The organism is Vibrio sp. BS-M-Sm-2 (genome assembly GCF_041504345.1).
Lineage (GTDB): Bacteria > Pseudomonadota > Gammaproteobacteria > Enterobacterales > Vibrionaceae > Vibrio > Vibrio satsumensis.
In genome coordinates this window covers 2,856,852-2,881,620 of sequence record NZ_CP167894.1, presented here as the reverse complement: position 1 = coordinate 2,881,620, position 24,769 = coordinate 2,856,852, and the positions used below count along the sequence as shown (strand labels likewise).

The 24,769-nt window shown below is 44.9% G+C and carries 23 protein-coding genes and 1 tRNA gene; 7 read left to right on the top strand and 17 right to left on the bottom strand.

Translation table 11 applies throughout. From position 1 onward, the window contains the following. Window positions 1–177 precede the first annotated feature (177 nt). From AB8613_RS13305 to fabB, 3 genes are all read right to left on the bottom strand, one after another. The gene (locus tag AB8613_RS13305; RefSeq protein ID WP_017062350.1) at window positions 178–1,191 is read right to left on the bottom strand and encodes an aspartate-semialdehyde dehydrogenase; all 1,014 of its coding nucleotides are present in this window, start codon (window positions 1,189–1,191) and stop codon (window positions 178–180) included. Between the two features lie 12 nt (window positions 1,192–1,203). After that, complete coding sequence (locus tag AB8613_RS13300) at window positions 1,204–2,337, bottom strand: 4-phosphoerythronate dehydrogenase (RefSeq protein ID WP_372383932.1); 1,134 nt, start codon at window positions 2,335–2,337, stop codon at window positions 1,204–1,206. Between the two features lie 485 nt (window positions 2,338–2,822). Then, window positions 2,823–4,034, bottom strand: coding sequence for a beta-ketoacyl-ACP synthase I (gene fabB / locus AB8613_RS13295; protein ID WP_048660829.1), 1,212 nt, complete (start codon window positions 4,032–4,034; stop codon window positions 2,823–2,825). A 128-nt stretch (window positions 4,035–4,162) separates the two neighbouring features. Here fabB and mnmC point away from each other — a divergent pair, with 128 nt between their 5' ends. Next, the gene (mnmC, locus tag AB8613_RS13290; RefSeq protein WP_372383931.1) at window positions 4,163–6,241 is read left to right on the top strand and encodes a bifunctional tRNA (5-methylaminomethyl-2-thiouridine)(34)-methyltransferase MnmD/FAD-dependent 5-carboxymethylaminomethyl-2-thiouridine(34) oxidoreductase MnmC; all 2,079 of its coding nucleotides are present in this window, start codon (window positions 4,163–4,165) and stop codon (window positions 6,239–6,241) included. Between the two features lie 130 nt (window positions 6,242–6,371). On the opposite strand, the gene AB8613_RS13285 is transcribed toward mnmC, so the two are convergent. The 3 genes from AB8613_RS13285 to AB8613_RS13275 all read right to left on the bottom strand — a co-directional run bounded on the left by AB8613_RS13285 (window position 6,372) and on the right by AB8613_RS13275 (window position 8,033). Next, window positions 6,372–6,893 carry an NADPH-dependent FMN reductase gene (locus AB8613_RS13285; RefSeq protein WP_372383930.1) on the bottom strand — a complete coding sequence of 174 codons (522 nt, stop codon included), beginning with the start codon at window positions 6,891–6,893 and terminating at the stop codon, window positions 6,372–6,374. A gap of 336 nt (window positions 6,894–7,229) precedes the next feature. After that, window positions 7,230–7,493, bottom strand: a complete 264-nt coding sequence (locus AB8613_RS13280) for a YfcL family protein (protein WP_017632537.1) — start codon at window positions 7,491–7,493, stop codon at window positions 7,230–7,232. A gap of 9 nt (window positions 7,494–7,502) precedes the next feature. Further along, the gene (locus AB8613_RS13275) at window positions 7,503–8,033 is read right to left on the bottom strand and encodes an elongation factor P hydroxylase (protein WP_372383929.1); all 531 of its coding nucleotides are present in this window, start codon (window positions 8,031–8,033) and stop codon (window positions 7,503–7,505) included. A 299-nt stretch (window positions 8,034–8,332) separates the two neighbouring features. Here AB8613_RS13275 and AB8613_RS13270 point away from each other — a divergent pair, with 299 nt between their 5' ends. Continuing rightward, complete coding sequence (locus AB8613_RS13270) at window positions 8,333–8,956, top strand: trimeric intracellular cation channel family protein (protein WP_004734183.1); 624 nt, start codon at window positions 8,333–8,335, stop codon at window positions 8,954–8,956. Window positions 8,957–9,087: 131 nt separating this feature from the next. Here AB8613_RS13270 and aroC read toward each other — a convergent pair whose 3' ends face one another. Next, a complete protein-coding gene (gene aroC / locus AB8613_RS13265; RefSeq protein ID WP_060982239.1) occupies window positions 9,088–10,173 on the bottom strand; it encodes a chorismate synthase in 1,086 nt (361 codons plus the stop codon). Between the two features lie 270 nt (window positions 10,174–10,443). Beyond that, window positions 10,444–10,520, bottom strand: a tRNA-Arg gene (locus AB8613_RS13260). 211 nt (window positions 10,521–10,731) lie between these two features. On the opposite strand from AB8613_RS13260, the gene folD reads away from it, so the two are divergent. Beyond that, window positions 10,732–11,589 (top strand): bifunctional methylenetetrahydrofolate dehydrogenase/methenyltetrahydrofolate cyclohydrolase FolD, encoded by an 858-nt coding sequence (folD, locus tag AB8613_RS13255; RefSeq protein ID WP_017062367.1) that lies wholly within the window; start codon window positions 10,732–10,734, stop codon window positions 11,587–11,589. Window positions 11,590–11,707: 118 nt separating this feature from the next. Here the strand turns inward: folD and AB8613_RS13250 are convergent, their stop codons facing one another. The 5 genes from AB8613_RS13250 to AB8613_RS13230 form a co-directional block, all read right to left on the bottom strand. After that, window positions 11,708–13,522 (bottom strand): cation:proton antiporter, encoded by a 1,815-nt coding sequence (locus AB8613_RS13250; RefSeq protein WP_372383928.1) that lies wholly within the window; start codon window positions 13,520–13,522, stop codon window positions 11,708–11,710. A 164-nt stretch (window positions 13,523–13,686) separates the two neighbouring features. Beyond that, the gene (locus AB8613_RS13245; protein ID WP_285953161.1) at window positions 13,687–14,886 is read right to left on the bottom strand and encodes a NupC/NupG family nucleoside CNT transporter; all 1,200 of its coding nucleotides are present in this window, start codon (window positions 14,884–14,886) and stop codon (window positions 13,687–13,689) included. 205 nt (window positions 14,887–15,091) lie between these two features. Further along, entirely contained in the window at window positions 15,092–16,012 is a 921-nt protein-coding gene (locus AB8613_RS13240) for a LysR family transcriptional regulator (protein WP_285953272.1), read from the bottom strand. Between the two features lie 171 nt (window positions 16,013–16,183). After that, window positions 16,184–17,182, bottom strand: a complete 999-nt coding sequence (locus tag AB8613_RS13235; RefSeq protein WP_372383927.1) for a lytic transglycosylase domain-containing protein — start codon at window positions 17,180–17,182, stop codon at window positions 16,184–16,186. Window positions 17,183–17,212: 30 nt separating this feature from the next. After that, entirely contained in the window at window positions 17,213–17,503 is a 291-nt protein-coding gene (locus AB8613_RS13230; RefSeq protein ID WP_060982235.1) for a YcgL domain-containing protein, read from the bottom strand. 221 nt (window positions 17,504–17,724) lie between these two features. Here AB8613_RS13230 and minC point away from each other — a divergent pair, with 221 nt between their 5' ends. The 4 genes from minC to AB8613_RS13210 all read left to right on the top strand — a co-directional run bounded on the left by minC (window position 17,725) and on the right by AB8613_RS13210 (window position 20,115). Next, window positions 17,725–18,387: a septum site-determining protein MinC gene (gene minC, locus AB8613_RS13225; protein ID WP_146492292.1), complete on the top strand. Its 663-nt coding sequence runs from the start codon at window positions 17,725–17,727 to the stop codon at window positions 18,385–18,387. A gap of 21 nt (window positions 18,388–18,408) precedes the next feature. Beyond that, window positions 18,409–19,221: a septum site-determining protein MinD gene (gene minD / locus AB8613_RS13220; protein ID WP_008221225.1), complete on the top strand. Its 813-nt coding sequence runs from the start codon at window positions 18,409–18,411 to the stop codon at window positions 19,219–19,221. Window positions 19,222–19,227: 6 nt separating this feature from the next. Beyond that, complete coding sequence (gene minE / locus AB8613_RS13215) at window positions 19,228–19,491, top strand: cell division topological specificity factor MinE (protein ID WP_060982233.1); 264 nt, start codon at window positions 19,228–19,230, stop codon at window positions 19,489–19,491. Between the two features lie 204 nt (window positions 19,492–19,695). Then, window positions 19,696–20,115, top strand: a complete 420-nt coding sequence (locus AB8613_RS13210) for a glycine zipper domain-containing protein (RefSeq protein ID WP_285953158.1) — start codon at window positions 19,696–19,698, stop codon at window positions 20,113–20,115. Window positions 20,116–20,185: 70 nt separating this feature from the next. Here AB8613_RS13210 and rnd read toward each other — a convergent pair whose 3' ends face one another. From rnd to AB8613_RS13190, 4 genes are all read right to left on the bottom strand, one after another. Beyond that, complete coding sequence (rnd, locus tag AB8613_RS13205) at window positions 20,186–21,310, bottom strand: ribonuclease D (RefSeq protein ID WP_060982231.1); 1,125 nt, start codon at window positions 21,308–21,310, stop codon at window positions 20,186–20,188. A gap of 159 nt (window positions 21,311–21,469) precedes the next feature. Next, complete coding sequence (gene fadD, locus AB8613_RS13200) at window positions 21,470–23,164, bottom strand: long-chain-fatty-acid--CoA ligase FadD (RefSeq protein WP_146492293.1); 1,695 nt, start codon at window positions 23,162–23,164, stop codon at window positions 21,470–21,472. Window positions 23,165–23,270: 106 nt separating this feature from the next. Then, on the bottom strand, window positions 23,271–24,122 hold the full coding sequence (locus tag AB8613_RS13195; RefSeq protein ID WP_146492294.1) for an alpha/beta fold hydrolase: 852 nt from the start codon (window positions 24,120–24,122) through the stop codon (window positions 23,271–23,273). A 47-nt stretch (window positions 24,123–24,169) separates the two neighbouring features. Continuing rightward, window positions 24,170–24,730 (bottom strand): Slp family lipoprotein, encoded by a 561-nt coding sequence (locus tag AB8613_RS13190; protein ID WP_146492295.1) that lies wholly within the window; start codon window positions 24,728–24,730, stop codon window positions 24,170–24,172. Window positions 24,731–24,769 lie beyond the last annotated feature (39 nt).

The following is a 24,769-nucleotide window of genomic DNA, read 5'->3' as shown; positions in this document are numbered from 1 at the left end:
AAAGTGATGATCTATTAAATATATCGGATAAATGACGTAAAACTATAGAGATGAAAACAAAAAATGTGTTGCAGCAACAATATTCGCAGCAATTTCACACAATTTGACTAACAATATTTTCAATCGATTAAAAAAGCCCCACTAAAGAGTGAGGCTTGTTTATCAAAGCAATAAAGCTTAGAAGTAATCGCGAATCAGAACTTCAGCGATTTGAACTGCGTTTGTTGCTGCGCCTTTACGAACGTTATCAGCTACAACCCACATGTTCACGCCGCTGTGATGGCTGATGTCGTTACGAATACGACCAACCATTACGTGGTCTTTACCACCTGCATCACGAACTTGAGTTGGGAAGTCTAGCGCTTGGAATACTTCAACACCTTCTGTGTTCTCTAGAAGCTGAACCACTTGTTCTGCACCGATTGGCGCGCGAGTTTCAATGTGCAGAGATTCTGCGTGACCATAGAATACTGGTACGCGAACACAAGTCGGGTTCACTGTGATTGAAGAGTCAGCAAAGATTTTTTGAGTTTCCCAAACCATCTTCATCTCTTCACGCGTGTAGCCGTTCTCTGTAAATTCATCGATTTGAGGAATACAGTTAAACGCGATCTGTTGTGAGAATGCTGAATTTTCAGCTGGCATACCATTAAGAAGCTTAGCCGTTTGACCCGCTAGCTCATCGATACCAGGCTTACCCGCACCAGACACAGATTGGTAAGTTGAAACGTTAATACGCTCAAGGCCCACTTCATCGTGAATTGGTTTCAGAGCGACTACCATTTGGATAGTCGAGCAGTTAGGGTTCGCGATGATGTTACGGTTACGGAACTCAGCAATTGCTTCAGGGTTCACCTCAGGCACAACCAGAGGAACATCGTATTCGTAACGGAAACGTGATGTATTATCGATAACAACAACACCTTCATCAGCTGCAATTGGAGCCCAGCGCTCCGAAAGCTCGCTACCTGCAGAGAAAAACGCAATATGTACTTGAGACCAATCGAAGTCTTCTACGTTTTGTACTTGTATTGTTTTGCCGTTAAAACGGGAAGTTTTGCCTTCACTACGTTCACTTGCTAGTAAGTGCATTTCACCGACAGGGAATTTACGCTCTTTAAGTACTTCAAGAATGGTTTCACCAACCGCACCAGTCGCACCTAAAATAGCAATATTAAATTCTTGGCTCATTGTTTCTCTCTTTTATAAAGTTGGCTTTACCATAAAACCGAGTTTAGATAACGGCGTTAAATTACAAGATTCGTCGCCCGTTAACTCGACTGCACTGTACTCTCTACGGTCCCAATATTCTTTACGCATCTTGTCAAAAGAACCCGGCGTAGCGATATTGCGACGGAATAAGGCGTCGTCTTTGCGCACATCATAGATCAACTGAGTCAAATTGTGCAGTGTTGCTTCATCCCAAGCTCTATCTAATTTCATTTGAGGTACAGGCGCTGTCGGCAATAAGTCGCTTGCATAAGCACGCTGTTCCTTACCTAAAAACTCACAATAACTGTTGAAGATCATCGTGGTACCACGCGCTTTACCCTCTAAACCGTAGCCCGCTACGTGAGGAGTTGCAAAAGCGAGTAACGGAAGAAGCTCGAAGTCGACTTCAGGTTCAAATTCAAACACATCCAGAACCGCAGTGAAACCGTCGGCTTTTTGCAGGCGAGCTTTTAGCGCTTGGTTATCAACCACAGGACCGCGAGCTGCATTAATCAGGATTTGATCAGCACGTAAGTTGTTCAGCACTTGCTCATTGATCAAGTGATGCGTTGGAAACTCACCTGTCTTGGTGATGGGTGTATGCAATGTAATAACGTCTGATTGCTCAAGCAGAGTCTCTAGCTCAGTAAATTCGCGAGTATCACCCTCTTGCTGTTTTAGAGGATCGTTCAGCAGAACTTTAATACCAATGCCTTCTAGGCACTTAGCTAAGTAACTGCCCACTTGACCACAGCCGATAATACCAACCGTTTTATCAAAAACAGAGAAGCCTTGTTGCTGCGCAAGCACCATCATCGCACTGAACGCGTACTCAGCAACACCCACCTTGTTACAGCCAGGCGCCGCAGTAAAGAAAATGCCACGCTCTTTCATCAATTCTTGGTCAACATGGTCCATACCAGCCGTCGCAGTACCGACAAACTTCAGCTTATTGGCTTTGCTGATCAATGACTCGTTTACCTTGGTAACAGAGCGAATCATCAATGCGTCTACGTCAACTAGGTCGTCGGCCGTTAATGTGCGACCAGACTTCATTGTCACTTCACCTAACTGGCTAAAAAGCGCTTCAGCGTAAGGCATATTTTCGTCGATTAAGATTTTCATTTGGCGAGTACTTTTGTTGGGGTCTATCGACCTAAATGTGAATTGAAATGATTGTGCAAAATTCCACACACGGTGTCGAGTAGCAATTGGAATACATTATAAATAAAGGGCTGAATCACCTAGCCTTGACAGACAAGAACCGAAACCAAAGTGAACACCCAACATCAAAAGGCTAAAACGAAAAATGCCCGATTGAATAAACAATCGGGCAAACATCCAGAACAAAAGGATCCTATCTCGCTCTCCAGGAGACAGAGTCTTGCGTCTGTTCAACCAGTACTAACCAAGGTCAGCACTGGTCAAGCTCTGGAAACCTTTCAATTTCTAAAACCAGATTTAAAAACTATGTTTAAAAAACACGTTTACAAACCTACGTCTAAAAACTTTGTTCTGATGGTCATTATTACTGGGTGACCTGTGCGTGTTGAATTGGCACTAGCGCAACCCTTTAACGATTAACCTTGTCTCTCTAACTCAAGCCTAAGTTAAGCTTGGTATTTTTTGATTACTAGCGTTGCGTTCGTACCGCCAAAACCAAAGCTGTTAGACATAACCGTTGTTAGCTCTTGCTCACGAGCTTCAGTTACGATGTCTAAGCCAGCAGCAGCTTCGTCTAGGTTAGAAACGTTAATGCTTGGAGCAATAAAGCCATTGTCTAGCATTAGCGTTGAGTAAATTGCTTCGTGTACACCAGCAGCACCTAGAGCGTGACCTGTCATCGCTTTCGTTGCGGAAATTGCTGGGCTGTTACCACCAAAGACTTCTTGGATTGCGCCAAGTTCTTTAACGTCGCCAACTGGAGTTGAAGTACCGTGAGTGTTCACGTAGTCAACACCATCAACGTTTTGCATTGCCATCTTCATACAACGAACCGCACCTTCACCAGAAGGAGCAACCATGTCGTAGCCATCTGAAGTTGCGCCGTAACCTACGATCTCGCCGTAAATTTTCGCGCCACGAGCAACAGCGTGCTCAAGTTCTTCGATAACTAGCATGCCGCCGCCACCAGAGATAACGAAACCATCACGGTCTGCATCGTAGGTACGAGAAGCCAGTTCTGGCGTGTCGTTGTACTTAGTAGAAAGTGCGCCCATTGCGTCGAACATCATAGTCAGAGACCAATCCAGTTCTTCACCGCCACCAGCGAATACAACGTCTTGCTTACCAAGTTGGATAAGCTCCATTGCGTGACCAATACAGTGTGCAGATGTCGCACATGCAGAGCTCATAGAGTAGTTCACACCACGGATTTTGAAAGGAGTTGCTAGACAAGCAGAAACAGTAGAAGCCATTGTACGTGGCACCATGTATGGACCAACGCGCTTCACGCCTTTCTCACGAATGATGTCTACCGCGTTTACTTGGTTTAGAGATGAAGCACCACCAGAACCCGCAACGATACCCGTGCGGTCATTAGATACTTGATCTTCAGTTAAACCAGAATCAGCAATTGCTTGCTCCATTGAAAGATAAGCGAATGCCGCTGCATCACCCATAAAGCGCATCTTTTTGCGATCAATATGGTCAGCAGGGTTCATTTTTAGGTTACCCCAAACTTGAGAGCGCAAGCCATTTTCCTTGAACTGCTCTGAAGCGGTAATACCAGATTTACCCTCTTTCAGTGATGCTAAAACTTCTTCGACGTTGTTACCGATACTTGAAACAATACCCATACCGGTGATTACGACTCGTTTCATGTGACATTCCTATAATTCTAAATTCAGCTAGATGATAACTAAGAAGCCTAACAAAAGTGGTCAGCTTTCCTAGAAATTCGTACAATCCCTACCAACATATCGCTTCAAATCACAAAATGATAGATTTTATGACTTCAATTACTAATGCAGAACTGGAATGGAATGAGTCTGGTACACCAGTTTCAGACCAATTTGACGACGTTTACTTCTCTAATGTTAACGGTTTAGAAGAAACTCGCTACGTTTTTTTAAAGCAAAACCACCTTCCAGAGCGTTGGCTTGAGCATGAACAACGCCGTTTTGTGATTGCCGAAACCGGCTTTGGCACAGGTTTGAACTTTCTTGCAGTTTGGCAATGGTTCGATGCTTTTATTAAAGATAACCCACAAGCGATGACCAAAGAGTTACATTTCATCAGTTTTGAAAAATATCCTTTAAATAAAGAGGATCTCATCAAAGCACATCAATCATGGCCAGAATTGGCAGAGTATGCGACGCAACTCCAAGAACACTACCCTATAGCCCTACCTGAATGTCACCGTATTGTGCTGGGTGATGGCGCGATCACGCTTGATTTATGGTTTGGTGATATTAAAGATTGTATGCCAAATGTGCCTACCCCACGTGAAGGTTTAGTTGATGCTTGGTTCTTAGACGGTTTTGCTCCAAGCAAGAACCCAGGGATGTGGAATCAAAACCTATTCAACGGCATGGCCAAGCTGGCTAAACAAGATTGTAGTTGCGCCACTTTCACCGCCGCTGGCTTTGTGCGTCGCGGTTTGATTGAAGCTGGCTTTGAGATGAAGAAGGTTAAAGGCTTTGGTACTAAGCGCGAAATGATTGCTGGTCGACTTGGCGAGAAGCACCCTCATACCAACATCAAACCTTGGTATGGCCTCGCTCAACACAGAGAATCACAGGACATTGCGATTATTGGTGGTGGCGTAGCCAGTGCTGCATTAGCCAAAACGCTAAGCCGTCGTGGTAAAAACATCACCCTTTATTGTGAACACCCACAAGCTGCGGGCAATGCCTCAGGTAACAACCAAGGTGCGATTTACCCGTTGTTAAGTGAAGCAACCTCGAACGTATCTCGCATATTTGGCCCAGGGTTACTGTTTGCTCGTCAATTTATTAATCAAGCGGCGCAGTCTGTCCAATTTGATCACAGCTGGTGCGGCGTAAACATTTTGATGTGGGACGAAGGCTCCACTAAAAAGCTCAACCGCATGTTGGAAGGCAACTTTCACACAGACCTGATTCAGCGTTTAACGCCAGACCAAGCCAACGAAGAGATTGGCTTACCGGTCGATAAAGAGAGTGTTTACTTTCCACTGGGGGGCTGGTTGAGCCCTCTTCAACTTACTCAAGGTTTGATTGGCAAGTTAGAAGAGAGCAACCAAGTGAGCGCACACTATCAACATCAAGTGACTCAACTTGAGTGGCTCGAAGCTGAACAACAATGGTTGTTGACGATTGAAGCACCACAAGGTGAGATTCAAACCAAGCACGACCAAGTAATTGTCGCGAACGGACACAAGTTCACTCAGTTTGAACAAACTCAGCCAGTTCCACTGACTCCGGTTAAAGGCCAAGTAAGCCATATTCCGACCACGGAAAATCTCAGTAAACTCAAAACAGTGTTGTGCTTTGATGGCTACTTAACGCCACAAAACCCAAACAATGGACACCACTGTATTGGCGCCAACTATGACAAAACCAACATCGACCAAGAGTTTGATATTGAGGTTCAGCAGCACAATGGCGAGCGCCTGCATGGGTCGCTACCAGACCAAGCATGGACAAAAGATGTCGACACCAGTGACAACCTAGCGCGCCAAGGGATTCGAAGCGTAAGCCGTGACCACTTACCCTTTGTCGGCAATGTCGGCAATTTCGAATCAATCAAAGAGCAATACCAAGACCTGCACAACTTCAACCCTCAGCGTGACTCGGTTGAGGATGTTGAAACGGTAACAAGCTTCCCTAACCTATACTGTTTTATCGGTTTAGGTTCGCGAGGGCTCAGCTCAGCTCCATTACTGGCAGAGGTTTTAGCGTCACAAATTTGTGGCGATCCACTGCCTTTACCTGTCGATGTACTAGAAGCCATCCACCCAAGCAGAATGTGGGTGCGTAGACTGCGTAAAGGCAAGGCACTAACGGCTGGATGGGTTGCTGACAAGCATTCTAAATCGAATCCGTAGTTTCTAGTTCAGCCATCCTGAACATCTGAAATATCTAAAACTAAAAGCTAAAAAGCCCGAGCGACATTATGTCACTCGGGCTTTTTGTTGTTCGTGTTGCTCTAAACTGATGTTCTAAACGAAGCAGTATTTACAGCTTAGCAACAGCGTCTTTAATCTGTTGGGCGATCTCTTTGTTGCTGATAGACCCAGATTCGAAATCGAAGTTATCGTAGAAACTTGGTACTGAAACTGACGCTTTCACGTTACCGCCAAAGTGCGGAGCAGAACCAGTTGCTGCGCCAAGTACTGTTTGTGCACCACCTGGGCCAGGTGAAGTTGCTAGGTAAACTGCAGGCTTCTCGCCAAACACTGAACGTTCAATGCGTGTCGCCCAATCAAATAGATTTTTGTACGCGGCTGGGTAGTGACCGTTATGTTCTGCAAAAGAGATAACAAATGCGTCAGCTTCTGCTAGGTCACGTAAAAATGCTTGCGCGCCTTCTGCTTGGCCTATCTCTTTTTCAGTGTCTTCACTGAACATAGGAACATTATAATCAGCAATATTTAGAACTTTTACTTCAGCACCTTCAATCAAGTTTGCTGCGTAAGTTGCTAATGCTTTATTGATAGAAGTAGAGCTGGTGCTTGCGCCAAATGCGATAACTTTCATGATGTGACCTTTTCTGTAATTCCGTTAAGTGGGATTAGAATAACGTAGTCAGAAAATGGAACCATCACAAGAAATGAACGGACTCATTCAAAAATTTCGAACGAGTTTCAAATAATACCAATCACGATAAGTAAGTGTTCAAAAATAACGCAGGGAAAAGGCGTGAGAACAAGGAAGGTTTTTCGATAAGTAGTTATTCTACAATCAAAAATTCTAACGCAGTTATCGAGAATTTTAACCAGCCAGGGTGACCTGTGATTTACTACGATTGGTATAACTATTCGCTCAGCAAAATGGAAAGGAAGGGACTGAGCGGATAGTCTCAACGCACTTAGATTAAGCTTGGTTTTGTAGCTCAACCCAAAGGTCATTAACGATAGTGCGGTCTGCTGGCGTGAGTTCAGAGCGAGCGTCGTCTAGGCTCTTTTCAATGCGAGCTTTTACTTCAGCCACATCTTCAATGCCTTCTTCTTCACATGAAGCCACAGAAAGAGAAATATGACCACGTAAGTAACCACCAGCAAACAGTTCATCGTCTGATGCGTTTTCAATGCGAGCATCAATTACTTCAAGTAGTTTTTCTTCAAATTCGATAATCATAATATTCTCTTATTTCACAATAAATTGGCTAGTACATAAAGGTTCAACATCGTAGAAGCTGCGTAATGCTTCAGAGAGCATTTTCACGCGAGGCGGAAGACCAGCTTTAAAGATACCCATGACTTCGCTGTGTACTTTATTCATAAAGGCCAAACGATCTGGCTCAAAATCGCCGTGTAGATTGTCACAGCTGACATTAAAAGGAAAGCCCGCACTCATCGCAATGATCCATTCATACGCTTGTGGGCGAATTTCTACTTTTTCGAACTCAGCTTGAACCGACTCAGTTCGACCATCAGGCTCATACCAATAGCCAAAATCTTCCAACAAACGACGCTCAGGACCAGCCACACACCAATGTGCTATTTCGTGAAGTGCAGACGCATAAAAGCCGCGAGCGAATACGATACGGTGATGAGAAACCTGTTCATCGGCTGGCAGGTAAATCGGCTCATCTGCACCCAGTTCAAGCTTGGTATTGTAGCTCTCGAAAAAGGTTTGATTGAAAATATCGATGATGTCTGGGTATTGGTGCGTCATAAAATCAAATTTAAGTAAAAAGAACTGGGGCATTTTGCGTTTTTTTAAGCATTCGGTAAAGCCCTATCACGGGCAATGGCATTAGGTTGATCCCAATATTTTACCGTGACAATCGATTGCTGATCCCAGATTACGCTACTTTGAGGTGAATGATTAGTTTAGCTAATCTGAAATGCCGATTCACGGTACAAATATTCATTCGTCAATCAGTGTTTTTACTACTACACTCGCGCTTCATTTTTATATCCCTAAGGCCTATAAGACTCCAATTTATAGACCTATATTATAGAGCTACAGCAATGCTACTAAGTGTTTTGTATATCATTGGCATCACGGCAGAAGCCATGACCGGCGCTCTCAGTGCTGGCAAACAAAAAATGGATTGGTTTGGTGTAATGTTGGTTGCGAGTGCAACGGCAATTGGCGGTGGCACAGTACGCGATATCTTACTCGGCCATTACCCTTTAGGTTGGGTTGAAAACCCGCAGTATCTGGCAATCACCTGTATCGCGGGTGTTATTACAACGGGGCTGGCTAAGTGGGTAATCAAGCTAAAAGGCTTATTCATTCGTTTAGATGCTCTAGGGCTTATCGTGTTCAGTATCATTGGTACTAAAGTCGCGATGACCATGGGTCTACACCCAATGATCTGCATGGTGTCTGCGCTAGTCACCGGGGTCTTTGGTGGTTTGCTGCGCGACCTTATCTGTCGTCAAACACCATTGGTATTGCATGAAGAGCTGTATGCGTCTGTCGCACTGGTCGCCTCAGGTTTATACCTAGGTTTGCTTGAACTTGGCATTAACGACGTAACCGCGACGATTGTTACGCTTGTGGTTGGTTACTTGCTGCGCATGGCGGCCGTGCGATTCAAGTGGCGTTTACCTTCGTTCCAGCTTGATCCTGAAAGCTCGGTACACTAAGCGCTTACTCTTACGAAAACACGTAATGCACTAACTATAAAAAGGGGCTGTCTCATAACGAGACAGCCCCTTTTAGTATCTATAACTTCAGTATTGAAGAACATATACGTACTAAATAAAGATACACAGAATTAGATTTTTGGCGTTTCAGTTGTCACACCAAAGTTTTGACCACGGTGACGTAGCAAGTGATCAAGCAATACAATCGCCAGCATCGCTTCTGCAATTGGCACCGCACGAATACCAACACATGGATCGTGACGACCTTTCGTGATTAGCTGCGTTGCTTCACCGTCTTTAGTGATCGTGTCACCCGGAACGGTAATGCTTGATGTTGGCTTAAGCGCGATACTTGCCACAATATCTTGGCCCGTAGAAATACCGCCTAAGATACCGCCAGCGTGGTTGCTGCTGAAACCTTCTGGAGTTAATGGGTCACGGTGTTCACTACCGCGTTGATTAACCACATCAAAGCCATCACCAATCTCAACACCTTTCACCGCATTGATGCTCATTAGAGCGTGCGCGATGTCTGCATCTAAACGATCAAAAATTGGCTCACCAAGGCCTACAGGCACTTTAGTCGCAACCACTTGAATCTTCGCACCGATCGAGTTGCCTTCTTTTAGCAAGTCACGAATCAGTTGGTCGAATTCAGGTACTTTGTCGGCATCTGGGCAGAAGAAAGCGTTGTTTTCGATCTCGCTCCAATCCACTTTATCAATTGAGATATCACCCATTTGAGAAAGATAAGCTTGGATTTCAACACCAAATTCTTGCTTAAGGTATTTCTTTGCAATCGCACCTGCCGCAACACGCATTGCAGTTTCACGAGCTGAAGAACGACCACCACCACGGTAATCACGCACACCGTACTTTTGATGATACGTATAGTCAGCGTGGCCTGGGCGGAACTTGTCTTTAATTTCGGAATAGTCTTTAGAGCGTTGGTCTGTATTTTCAATCAATAGACCAATAGAAGTGCCCGTAGTTTGGCCTTCAAATACACCTGATAAGATTTTCACTTCATCCGCTTCACGGCGAGCCGTTGTATAGCGAGAAGTACCAGGGCGACGACGATCCAAATCTCTTTGAAGGTCTGCTTCGGTAATTTCTAATCCTGGTGGGCACCCATCTACGATACATCCTAGTGCGATACCGTGACTTTCTCCGAACGTGGTCACGCGGAAATGTTGTCCGATACTGTTTCCTGCCATTACTTCCTCTAAATCAGCTATTGAGCAGAAGGTTTGATTCTTAAACCAACTGGCTAATAGCTTTACTTGTCTATTCTTCGTGAATTCATAGTGGCTTTATTACCAAATGATGTAAACCCCAAAAAACGAACAATTTTAACTTTCTATTACATGAGCCGAATGAAATGAATAACGTAGGAAAATGAGTGGCGCTTTAAGAAGAGTATTTTTATTATGTTAGGAAAGCAAAAAACCCGACAACTCGGAGAGTTATCGGGTTCCTTTAAATAATGGCACGCCCTGAAGGATTCGAACCTTCGACCACCTCCTTAGAAGGGAGGTGCTCTATCCAGCTGAGCTAAGGGCGCGCTACAGGAACGAATTATACGAATTCGAATCAGTAAAGCAACGGCTTTATGTAACATTCTGATCTAAGTGAGTAAAAAAAGGGCAACAAACATATAAGTGTTGGAAAATAGAACAAAGCAAACGTTTGCTTGATGGTAATCAAAAAGATTTTCTGGAATAATGCGCCAAAAACATCAGCCACTAACTTGAATATCAATACTAAGGAAATTCATGACTGCTCAAAATATTGATGGAAAGCTAATTTCTCAAACGGTTCGCTCTGAAGTTGCTGCACGTGTAAAAGCTCGTACTGAAGCTGGATTACGCGCTCCGGGCCTAGCGGTTGTTTTAGTGGGTGAAGACCCTGCTTCTCAAGTTTACGTTGGAAGTAAGCGTAAAGCGTGTGAAGAAGTTGGCTTCGTATCTAAATCTTACGACTTGCCAGCCACTGCGACAGAAGACGAATTGTTAACACTGGTAGACCAACTGAACGACGATCCAGAGATCGACGGTATTCTTGTTCAACTGCCTCTACCAGCAGGCATTGATAGCACTCACGTTCTTGAGCGTATCACGCCAGAGAAAGACGTTGATGGCTTCCACCCATACAATGTCGGCCGTTTGGCTCAGCGTATGCCTAAGCTTCGCTCTTGCACGCCAAAAGGTATCATCACGCTGCTTGACCGTTACAACATCGACTTACGTGGTAAGCACGCGGTTGTGGTTGGCGCTTCAAACATCGTAGGTCGCCCAATGACCCTAGAACTTCTTCTAGCGGGTTGTACAACGACGACATGTCACCGTTTCACCAAAGACCTTGAAGGCCACGTGCGTCAAGCAGACGTTGTTGTGGTTGCCGTGGGTAAGCCTAACTTCATTCCTGGTGCTTGGATTAAGAAAGGGGCTGTTGTGGTTGATGTTGGCATCAACCGTTTAGAATCTGGCAAGCTAGTGGGTGACGTTGAATACGATGTCGCGAAAGAAAGCGCAAGCTTCATCACTCCTGTACCGGGCGGTGTTGGCCCAATGACAGTGGCAAGCCTAATCGAAAACACGATGATCGCTTGTGAGCAATTTCACTCGAAGTAATCTTTAAGCGCAGTATAAATAAAATTAGAAAGCCGCAGCGTGAAAAGGTTGCGGCTTTTTTGATACTTAGAGATTCGCTTTGAAACAGCCCGGCTCGCTTTTGATGCAGTGCTCGTTGCTACTTATCTGGAGTCTCAACTTTTTCCGTCTGTTCAGAAGGCGGTAATAAACTAATTAGCTCACACTCCGTTGATATGAGTTTTTCCAACTCAGACCCTTGTGTAATTAAACGGAAATCACCGCCAATAATAATCCCAAGAGGAATGGCTTTAGGGTACAGAGCGTTAAACTCTTTTAAATCAAATGCCTCAGTCAAACCTGTACTCTTAATTTGGCTACCCTGAGCCATCAGCGAGTTAAGCTTGGAATAGGTAATCCCTTCAGAAAACAAGATTCTGTTACCATCGCGGCTCACCTGATGCCTTTCATGTTTATTCTCTGATGACTCAAGTTCAAACACCTTATTCTCACCAAACTCGTCTTGATAGTGCATGCTAACTAACGGGTTGGTTTGACGATAAGGCGACACGATCATGGCACGCCCTATTCCATCCAATTCCAGATTATTTTCCGCGTGGCTTGAGGCTGGGTTACCAAAATAAACATTCAAGTTTTCCATGCGAGCTAAACGAATGCTCTCCCAGTTGGTATCGGCAAGCACACTGTTGATATTATGTGTCGCTAGCACTTTGGCAAACTGGCGTGAAAACTGAGTCGCGCCAAAGAAGATAACGCCTTGTGCCTTCTCTTGAGTCACACCTAGCCTTCTCGCCCACCAACTCGCGGTAAGGCTTTGAATCACAACCGTACCAATGATGACCAAGAACACCATTGGCACCAGTAAATCCGCGCCTTCGATTAATTGCTTCTCTTGAAGCTTGATTGCAAACAGAGAAGAAACCGCGGCTGCAACGATCCCGCGCGGTGCCATCCAGCTCAAAAACCATTTATCCGCCGAAGTAAGATCCGTGCCGATCCCGCTGATCCATACACTTAAAGGACGCGCCACCAGCATCACTACCGCTAATAGGCCAACACCACCCCAACCTATCGAGAGAAAAGTACCTGAATCGAGCCTGCTCGCTAACAGAATAAACAACGCAGAAATAAGCAACACGGTTAGGGTTTCTTTGAATTCGATGATGTCTTCGATATCCAAGCCCTTCACGTTGGCAAGCCAGATCCCCATGATGGTCACGGTTAATAAACCGGACTCTTCACTCAGATCATTGGAAAACGAGAACGCCGCCAACATTAACGTCAGCACGGCCACATTACGCAAATAGTGCGGAACCCAATGCCCTTGCAGCATCTTGGCAATCAAATGGCCACCGATGACCCCTAAGCCTAAACCAATGGCTAAGGTTAATCCCAGAGCTGAAAGTACATGTCCTGTAGGGTCGGCTGAAGAGACAATGTATTCGTAAACCAGAACCGCAAACAGAGCCCCTATCGGGTCGATAACGATTCCCTCCCATCGCAAGATACTGCCTAAGGAGGATTTAGGCTGAATACTGCGTAGCATGGGCACAATTACAGTAGGGCCAGTTACCACGACTAATGCACCAAACAGTGCGGCTAACGGCCAACTGAAGTCCACAAAGTAGTATGCCCCCACCACGATACACGCCCATGTAATCAACATGCCGAAACTCACGAGGTGAGTCACCATCCGGCCATGGCCTCTGATTTCTTTGAAATTTAGGGTCAATGCCCCTTCAAACAGGATGATAGCAACACCTAACGAAATCATAGGAAACAGCACATCACCGAAAATGGCATCGGGATTTAGAATATTCAGGCCAGGGCCTAACAACAAGCCAACGATAAGGAGAGGAAGAATAGCGGGAAGACGTAAACGCCAGCCGAGCAGCTGACAAGCTAAAGACAAGAGTCCAATTAACGCCAAAGAAGAAGTAATCGACAAATCCATTTGTGTCCCTAAAAGGTTTGCACCACACTCTGTGGTACAAACTATTCAATGAAATAAGAAAGCCTACGTTCTTACACTATAGGCTCTATTTTTCACGCTAACCGAATATTATTGTGATTAATCAGTTACTTTACTATAGGGGGAGTAAAGTCATGATCAGTTAGCTATAGAGAAAGTACAACGCCAGCAATAGCGGCACTCATTAAGTTAGCAAACACACCTGCACAAATTGCTTTGAAGCCATATTGTGAGATGAAAGAGCGACGCTCTGGAACTAAGCTGCCCAAACCACCTATCAGAATCGCCATGGTAGAGATGTTAGCAAAGCCACATAGAGCGAAAGTTACGATCGCTTGTGAGTGCTCACTTAGTGCCTCTTTAGCGTCCATCAGTTGGATGAAAGCCACGAACTCGTTCACGACAATCTTGTTACCGATCAGCGAGCCTGCAACCACAGCCTCAGACCATGGCACACCGATCAGCCATGCAACGGGTGCAAACACATAACCTAGGATAAGTTCGAAGCTTAGGTTTACGCCAAACCAGCCGCCAACGATACCTAGCAAGCCATTCAGCATTGCAATCACACTGATAAAGGCAAGAAGTGTTGCACCCACCGCAACGGCAATACGAAGTCCAGACATAGCCCCATCTGCCATTGCCTCAACTACGTTTGTTGCTCGTGGAATTTCAACGTCAGACTCAATATTTTCTTGAGCCTCATCTGCATTACCTGGTACCAAAATCTTGGCCATCAATAGACCAGCAGGAGCAGACATGAATGCCGCAGCGATCAGGAAGTTTAGGTCAACGCCAAGCGAGGCATAACCCACTAGCGTGCCACCAGCTACAGAAGCCAAGCCACACACCATTACAGCAAACAGTTGTGAATCCGTCATGTGCTTTAGGTAAGGTTTAACCACCAATGGCGCTTCAATCATGCCAACAAAGATGTTCGCTGTTGCAGACAGTGATTCCGCGCGGCCTGTACCCAAGAATTTCTGTAGCGCACCACCAATAAGGTTGATCACCTTTGGCATAAAGCCAATGTGGTACAAACCAGAGATCAGTGCAGAGAAAAAGATAATGATGCCAAGAACATTAATCGCGAAAACAAATCCGTTATTCGTTAGGCCACCAAATAGGAAGTTAATCCCCTCTTGACCGTAGTTAATCAAGCTAGATACCGCACCCGTGGCTGCATTCAACGCTTCTTTACCCATTGGTACATACAGAACCAATAGCGCGAATGAGATTTGTAATAAGAAAGCCAAAGAGACTGTTCTTAGTGGAATATTTTTTCTGTCCGTAGATAGTAACCAAGCGGCAACTAAAATAGTGATAATTCCAAGTAGGGAAGCCATGTGCGTCAACCTAAAAGTTGTAGATAGGAAAGGCGACGCATTGTATAGAGGAAATCGTTTGCGGCAAGGTGCGGTTGTTAATGTGATGTTGGGATTATCACTGTCTCATCTATGATTATATTAAAGTATTGAATTTTAATGATTTAACTTGCTCGAAAAGTATACTTTTTCCATATGGAAATTATATTTATAGATTAGGAAACAGTTAACGGTGCAGCTCAACGCAGGTTTTGAGGTTTTCATCCCAATACGTCGGAGACCCGATATGGTTTTTAATGAACTCAATCACCGCTGAAAGCTTCTTCGGCATGTTCTTTCGGCTCGGGTAAACGGCATAAAATGGCATTAGCTGACTGGCTCGCCACTCTGGCAATACTTGAATCAACTTGCCCGTTCTAAACTCTTCTTTCACCAAGTAAGTCGCCAGATAAGCAACGCCCCATCCTGATACTGCCGCGTCTCGTACTGCCTCAGCCAAATCGACCGAGTAATCGCCCGCTACTTTGACACTGAGGTTTTCTTGCCCGTTATCAAACGCCCACGATGTGTAGTCTCGTTCACGGCTGCGATAAATAAGACAGTTATGGTCAATTAGATCGGAAGGCACATGAGGAGTACCCGCTTTAATCAGGTAGTCGGGCGATGCTGCCACCACAAACTGGCTGTCTGCTAATCGCTGTGCAATGTAACCTTCAGGTAAGTCTTCATTATTGGTGATCCAAAGATCCAAGCGTTCTTCAATCATGTCCACCTTATAGTCGAACAAGTGGACCTCGATTCTCAACTGAGGATAAAGCTGTCTGAGTTGATCAATCGCTGGAATGATATGCAGTGTGCCAAATGACTGTGACAATCCAACGCGCAAGATTCCAGAGATATCATCACGTTGGCTGTCCATATCCATTTGAGCCGCTTTTACCGTATTGAACAGCTGCTCACAGTGTTGGTAGAACACGTCTCCTGCTTCGGTTAGCGTTAGGCTACGTGTGGTTCGTTGTACTAGCTTGATGCCAATGGAGTCTTCAAGCAAAGCAACCTGCTTACTGATGTGGGACACCGAAACGTTCAAGCTTTTTGCAGCACTGGTAAAACCTTCGTGTTTGATCAACGCATGGAATATCACCATCTGTGCAGCTCTATCTGTTAGCACAAGACCACCTTCTTAAGTCTCTGAAATATAAAATTAAAAAGGACTCCGAAGAGTCCTTTAGTTCGTTTTGCCTATAGTAGGCCAAATGCTATTCAAAGCGACCTAAATCAATTAACCAAATTAAGTCTACTAATCAAATCAGGCCGATTAATCAAACTTAATTCTGTCGGCTAGATGGCTTACTGCCAAAGCAAAGTAGTAAGAACGATTCCACTTCATTAACACATTGTAGTTGTTGTAAATGAGGTACGAACGTCCGGTTTCATCATCCGGCATTATCAACCACGCTTTGATGTCTTCATCAAGCGTTGGTAGTGGGCGATCGTCATAACGCTTAATACCGAGTTCAGACCACTCTTTTAGATATTTCGCTTTGTCTTCGTCTCGGCCTTGCATATCAATAGAAACAGTTGATGGAACGTGTACCTGACGACCCCAAGTATATTTGTCCTCCCAGCCTGATTGGCTGAGATAGTTAGCCGCCGAAGCAAATACGTCTTCTTCTGTGCCCCAAATGTCTTTCTTACCGTCGCCGTTACCATCAGCGGCATACGCTAAGAATGAGCTCGGCATAAACTGAGGTTGACCCATCGCACCAGCCCAAGAGCCTTTCATCTCTTTTGGCGCAATATGGCCTTGATCAAGAATCTTCAATGCCGCCATCGCTTCGCTACGGAAAAAGGCTTCTCTACGCCCTTCGTAAGCCATGGTTGTTAGAGCATCAATAACACTGTAATTGCCCGTGAACTTACCAAAGTTACTCTCAACGCCCCATAACGCGACAATAAACCTTGGTTGAACACCATACTCATCACCAATTCGCTTTAACGCTGTGTAGTGTTTTTCATAGAGCGACTTAGCCTGCTTCACCTTCCAATCTGGCACTGCTCGTGGAATGTATTCATCCAGAGTCAGTTTCTTTTCAGGCTGGTTTTTGTCGGCTTTGACTGCTCTTGGCTTAAACGTCACACCATCAAAGGCTTGATCAATGATCGCTTCAGAAATGCCTTCTTCTCGGCCTTGTTGCTTTAGTTTTTCCACATATTGTTCGAAGCTCAGCTCTTCAGCTTGTACTGAGCTTATGGTCAGACTATTACCCAGTAGTAATGCCGACATAGCCAACATGGTTTTCGAAAATTTACTCAACGATCACTCCTCCCTGAATTGAGGTGACTATCACTCTTCGTCTTGAGATTTTTGTTGGGCTTTACGCTCTTTGTGTAGCTCAAGTTCGTTAACTGGTGGAGGCGGTACCTGCAAAAAGAAACCATCGGTGTTCAGTGATTCTCTCACTTTATCGATGTTCACTTGCGCCAGTTTTCGACCATCCATTTTAATTACCATTACAAAACTAGGTTTACCAAACATTTGCATCAATGCGTCAGGAACTTGTGAAAAATCATCCTTCTTAGGGATATAAAGGTATGTTCCTTCTTTCTTCGAGCTTTTATATATAGAACACAGCATGACAAACCTTTTTTAAATGTTTATGACTACAAAACTCTCACTTGCGAGATCAATAGTTTATGTTAGGGAAATATTGGGAACAAAACGTCCATTTGACAACAAGATTACTTGCTGTGCTTGGTTTGGGAATATAACATGATAAACCTAGTTTCAGGCAATGCCCTTTATTTTATTGATAAAGAAATTGTACCAATCCGCTATTGAGGTCCTGTAGTTTTTCGATGTCTAGTAACCCAGATCTAAAAGGTAGCAGCTTTACGCTATCTGTTTTGCACTTATCCGATGATCAAGTCGAAAATGCAGTGTCTTTTCTTCAAGAGAAAGTAGACCAAGCACCTACGTTTTTCGCTGCCGCGCCTGTTGTTATCAACATCAGTAAAGTCGCGGGCGATATCGATTTTGCGCAACTGAAAAATGGTATATCTCAAGCGGGCATGATCCCGGTTGGTGTGGCTGGCTGTTCTGATAAGCGTATGCAAAATCTCGCCAAAGAAGCTGGTTTTGCGGTGATGACAGCAAGTAAGTCGCCATCGCAAGCTCCGGCAAAGATAGCACCGATTAAAGTGGTTCGAACCCCAATTCGTTCTGGTCAGCAAGTTTATGCCAAAGATGGTGATTTGCTGATTCTTAGTCATGTAAGTGCCGGTGCAGAAGTGATTGCCGATGGCAGCATCCATATTCGTGGCACTTTACGTGGCCGTGCTATTGCAGGTGCAAGTGGTCAAACTGAAGCAAAAATAATTTGTAATGATTTACAAGCCGAGCTGGTTTCCATTGCTGGAAATTACTGGCTCAGCGATCAAATTGAAAGCGAGTACTGGCAGAAGAAAACCATGTTCAGTATGGCAAACGATGTATTACACGTTGATGTCCTCGCAATATAAGAGAAATAAAAGGAAAACAGAATGGCACGCATTATCGTTGTAACGTCAGGTAAAGGCGGGGTAGGCAAAACGACCTCCAGTGCAGCTATTGCCTCGGGTCTAGCTTTAAAAGGGAAGAAAACCGCAGTTATCGACTTTGATATCGGTCTGCGTAACCTAGATTTAATCATGGGGTGTGAGCGTCGCGTTGTGTACGACTTCGTTAACGTTATCAATGGCGAAGCGACGCTGAACCAAGCGATGATCAAAGACAAGCGCACAGAGAACCTATTTATCCTTCCTGCTTCTCAAACTCGTGATAAAGACGCACTAACAAAAGATGGTGTTCGTCGTGTATTTGATGAATTGGATGAAATGGGCTTTGATTTCATCATCTGTGATTCTCCTGCAGGTATTGAGCAAGGTGCTCTGATGGCGCTGTACTTCGCTGATGAAGCGATTGTAACCACAAACCCAGAAGTATCTTCAGTACGCGATTCAGACCGCATTCTAGGTATTCTTGACTCTAAATCTCGTCGTTCAGAAGACGGCTTAGAGCCAGTGAAAACACACCTTCTACTGACTCGCTACAACCCGGCTCGCGTAAACCAAGGTGAAATGCTAAGTGTTGAAGACGTTGAAGAAATCCTGCATATCTCTCTACTGGGTGTGATTCCAGAGAGCCAAGCGGTACTCAACGCATCAAACAAGGGTGTGCCAGTTATCTTTGATGAAGCAACCGACGCAGGTATGGCTTACAATGATACTGTAGAGCGACTACTGGGTAGCCAAGTTGACTTCCGCTTCTTAACGGAACAGAAGAAAGGCATCTTCAAACGACTGTTCGGGGGCTAATACGCGATGTCATTATTAGAGTTTTTTAGACCACAGAAAAAGACCACTGCAAACCTAGCCAAAGAGCGTTTGCAGATCATTGTTGCAGAGCGACGCAGCCATGACGACCCAGCGCCGTCATACTTGCCACAACTGAAAGAAGACATCTTGAAGTGTATTGCAAAGTACGTCGAGGTCGATCCATCAATGGTTGATCTGACCTTCGAACACAAAGATGATGACATCTCAGTATTAGAGCTGAATGTTAAGCTTCCAGAAGAAGACAAGTAACACCGACCTCACCAACTACTAGTTATTGATTCACGGCTACTCAACTATCGAATAGCCGTGAGCTTTACTTCCTACCGCTTACAGCTCCCTCTTCGCTGAATTGATAACTCTCGGTTATCGGGCATATAAACAACAATCATTTCTCTCATCAATGTTTCATTTGTATTCTCTTCCTGTATTCACAGTCCAGATAGGAATTAATTTATGTCACTCCTTAACAATAAACTCAAAGCCATGCTCATCTCAGTGGCGCTTTTTATCACAGGATGTAGCTCACCCGCACTGGACACTGAAAATGAGAATGCTGCTAGAAACAGAGGTGCTGTTGGTGGCGCATTGGTAGGAGCAACACTTGGCGCGCTAACTGGCGATGCAAAGCTTGCTGCACAAGGCGCAGCTATAGGCGGAGTAACCGGTGGTGTAGCTGGTTCAATGAAAGACTTGGATGACTCCCGCCAAAGTGAGAATAATCAAGTACTGGCTGATGGAATGTCTCAAGACAATCGCAGCGACGCAGAAAAAAGAGTGGCGGAGTTAGAAGCTGAAATCCGAATTCGCGAATTAGAAAAGCAATTGGCAGACACCCAAGAGCAAGACAAGCAGACCACAGACCAAGACAGCTAATCAATGAAAAAATAGGGTAAGCCAGAATGAGCTTACCCTATTTGATATGTAGTCATGGAGTAGAGTAATTCTACTTATCTTTTATCGCTTTACTCAGCTTTTCGCCAACCACATCTAAACGCCAACCTTGCATAACATCAGGCAGCTTCTCAGGGTTACGATCGTGCTTCCACACCCAGCTTAACACTTGGTTAAGTTGCTTCTTAGATGCCAAAAATTCTGTCGCTAAGCCACTGTGTTGTGACGCAGTTTTCACTTCATCTTTCAACACTTTGAACAGTTGCTTGTAACCAGGGAAGTCCATTAGACGTTCTACTGGTGCTGGGTACTCTTCTTCTGGTGTATGTTCAGCCAACTTAACGATTGAGCTGATCTTGGCACCATGGCGACGCACAGAGCGGTAATCAAAACCTTCTTGCTCCATATGCTTAGGATCTTTCATCGCAAAACGTGCCACAGCCCATAAGTCTTGCTCTTTGAAGACAAAGTTCAGCGCTAAATCGCGCTTGATTGCTTCTTTTAGACGCCAAGTTGCTAGAGGTCGTAAGATCGCTAGCTGCTTAGGTTTAAGCTGCCATGCCCCTTTAATATCAAGGTAAGCAGTATCTGGATTTACTTTACGGATGCGCTTGGCAACTTGTAAATCAGACTCTTGTTGAGCCGCTTCCCACCAGCCAGCTTCCATCACTTTTTCTAGAAGCTTGTTGTACATTGGCATAAGGTAATGCACATCTGCCGCAGCGTAGTCCAATTGCTTTTGAGAAAGCGGACGCGCTAGCCAGTCAGTGCGAGATTCACTCTTATCGAGATCGACACCGACAAACTCTGAAACCAGAGCAGCAAAGCCCGTTGATAAGCCATGACCCAAGAAAGCCGCCATGATCTGTGTGTCGACCATTGGAGTTGGCGTACAACCGAATGCGTTCTGGAACACTTCCAAATCTTCACCGCAAGCATGCAGTACTTTCAGAACAGAAGCATCTTTCAACAATCCAACAAATGGTGTCATTTCACCAAGAGCAATAGGGTCAATCAGTGACAGCGTTTCACCATCAAATAACTGAATCAAGCCTAATTGAGGGTAATAGGTTCTTGTACGAACGAACTCCGTATCAAGCATAACGACATCGGCTTCACGTGCTTGTTGGCAAACTCGCTCAAGGTCTTTCAATTGGGTAATGATTTGATAATCCACAAAAACTCTCACTGGTTTCTATTTGATCGCCGGATACAAAAATGCCGACATTAACTGTCGGCATTCTAACACCATTTTTCAGCGCTCGCTGAGATTAAGCGCCTCAATGGTTGCTCGTGCTATGGTTTATCGAGTAGTGGTTACCCATAAACTGGCTAATTATTCGCTGGCGCGTTTAGCCAATTCTGCATCGTTCTCTTCACGCAGGACGCGGCGCAAGATCTTACCTACGTTAGTCTTTGGCAGATCATCTCTGAACTCGACTAGTTTAGGGATCTTGTAACCCGTTAGGTGCTCACGACAGTGCGCGATGATGTCTTCTTTGGTTAGACTAGGATCGCGCTTCACAACGTAGATCTTCACTAGCTCACCAGACACTTCATGAGGTTGACCGATAGCCGCTACTTCGAGCACTTTGCCGTGTAGTGCCACTACATCTTCAATCTCATTCGGGTAAACATTAAAGCCAGACACAAGAATCATGTCTTTCTTACGGTCAACAATGTGCAGCAAGCCTTCGTCATCAAACTTAACGATGTCACCCGTAGATAACCAACCATCTTGGTCGATCACTTCTTTGGTTGCTTCTGGACGTTGCCAGTAGCCTTGCATCACTTGAGGACCACGAACTTGCAGCTCGCCCACTTGGTCATTGGCAACCACTTTGCCTTCATCATCAACAATACGAACTTCTGTTGATGGTACTGGTAGGCCAATAGCGCCTGTGTAATCTTTAAGATCGTATGGGTTACCCGTTACCAGTGGTGAACACTCGGTTAAGCCATAGCCTTCTAACAAGTGAATGCCTGTCGCTTTTTTCCATTGCTCAGCAACAGAGCGTTGAACCGCCATGCCACCGCCAACAGATAGGCGTAGGTTACTGAAATCCAACTCGTGGAAATCTTCATTATTCACAAGTGCATTGAATAGAGTGTTTACGCCAGTAATCGCGGTAAACGGCACCTTTTGCAGCTCTTTAATGAAACCAGGAATATCACGAGGATTAGTGATAAGAAGGTTGCGACCACCCATTTCCACAAACAGCAAGCAGTTCACTGTCAGCGCAAACACGTGATAAAGTGGCAGTGCTGTTACCACCAACTCTCGGCCTTCTTGCAGAACAGGACCATACGCCCCTTTCGCTTGAAGTACGTTCGCAATCATATTGCGGTGCGTTAGGATTGCGCCCTTCGCTACACCCGTTGTGCCACCCGTGTACTGTAGGAACGCGATGTCATCACCCGCCATGAACGGCTTCACATATTGAAGACGACGACCTTTGTGCAGCGCTTTTCTGAATGAGATAGCACCCGGTAGATCATACTTAGGCACCATTCCTTTTACGTATTTCACTACGAAGTCGACAATTGTCCCTTTAGCGCGTGGCAACATTTGCCCAAGGCTAGTTAGAACAACGTGTTTAACCGGAGTGTTATCCACCACTTTCTCTAGCGTGCTCGCAAAGTTAGATACGATAACGATCGCCTTTGCACCAGAATCGTTCAGTTGATGTTCAAGCTCACGAGGTGTGTACAGTGGGTTGACGTTCACTGCAATCATACCGGCACGCAATACACCAAATAGTGCAATTGGGTATTGCAGTAGGTTTGGCATCATTAGCGCGACGCGATCGCCCTTCTTCAGTTTCAAATCATTCTGTAGGTAAGCGGCAAAAGCACGGCTGCGCTCTTCAAGCTTACGGAATGTCATAATCGAGCCCATGTTCTCAAATGCAGGTTGATCCGCGTACTTCTGTACCGACTGTTCAAACATTTCTACAAGAGATGGGTACTGATCTGGGTTGATCGTTTCTGGTACGTCACTTGGATAACGTGAAAGCCAAGGTTTATCCACGATGTTACTCCTCGTTTATCAGCTGACGACTGCTTCGCCGCTTTTTATCATTGCGGTATTACAGCACAGCTTTAGTGCATGAGCACTAAAAGGCTCAAACACTTGTTTAAATTTTGTTAACTACACCAAGAATTAGCTCTGAAACTAGCTCTGGGCTCTCTAAATGACAATGATGTCCGCCAGGAACAGTCTCTATATTCAGAGGACTATGCACTGATTTGTAGCGATTATGCTGCAAATGTCGAAATCCATCATTCCCTAAAATTATTAATTGAGGGCATTCAATAGCCGCCATAATCGCTTCAGCGTGCGCCTGTGACATTCGATATAACGAGTCACATTTTAAGTTAGGGTCGCATCGCCATTGCCAAGAGTTATCGAGCTCGACAATACCTCGCTCTACAATAGGAGCGATTAATTCAGCATTAATTTGGTTGGCGTGAGCTCTCAGCTTAATAGCATCCTCAAGGCTTGCTAGAGGACGTGAAGGCTTTCTTCGCTGTCGAAGACGACTGAGTACCCCATCTCTCAAGCGAGAAACCGTTTCTTGGGGAGCTTCAGAAAGAGGTCCGTGACCTTCAATTTGAATTAATCCTGACACCTTTTCAGGAAAGGCGGCACTATAGCAACTTGCTATCAATGCACCAAGTGAATGTCCTACCAGTACCAGTCTGTTTGGCGATAATTTGGTCACCAACTGATGCAAGTCATCAATATAATCATGAAATGGGTAATAACTTCCCGATTTGTGCGATGAGAAACCATGTCCGAAGAGATCGATAGCAACAAGGTGAGCGCTAGAAGAACACTTGGCTACTTGCTGCATAACCTGATTAAAACTGGCTGAATTATCTAACCACCCATGAATAAAAACGACCGTCGTAGCGGTCGTTTCTAGATTGCCCATCTGTTGTGTCGCAAGCGTCCCGCTCGCAAGGGAATATGACTTTTCAATCATTGATTGTATAGCGCCCTTGTCGTTAAGTGTGTTGGGTTTAGGTTCGACTATTCCACATCTTGAATCACACGCCCTGACTTAGGCATGGTTTGGAAGCTGCGACAGTGCAAACTGCGGCAAGAATAATAGGTTGGCGCAAAGTCGTTAATAACCACTCGCTCGGTGATCTGCCATAAGCGCTGGTTGTAGACATTCATGACTGGAAAGGTATAAGGGTAATCACCAATGGTGCCATCTTCAGTACCATTTGATGCTCCAACTAAGGTGACTAAGCGACCTTCAGCAAAGCTCAATGGTTCAACATAGCCATCGATGTAACCGACAAAGCGCCCCTTTGGTTCTGCATCAATATCCGGCTTACCACTGCTAGAAATAGGTAAATTAACCACTTCAACGCGAGTCTTGTTCTCCAAGTTAGTCACTTTCGCAATCACGCCACCTAAACGAACATCACCCGCATCAGGCACTGTATTAACCCACTCTTGGTAGTCTGTCACTACTTGTTCGGAATTTGCATTGAGTTCTTCAGGTAAAGATGAGCACCCCATCACTAACGATGAGAAGGCAACAAGGAAAAATAAGCGAGATTTAGACATGAGAGAAAACATAATGCTGGTCCTTAGAACAGGATAAATGAAAGCACAAAG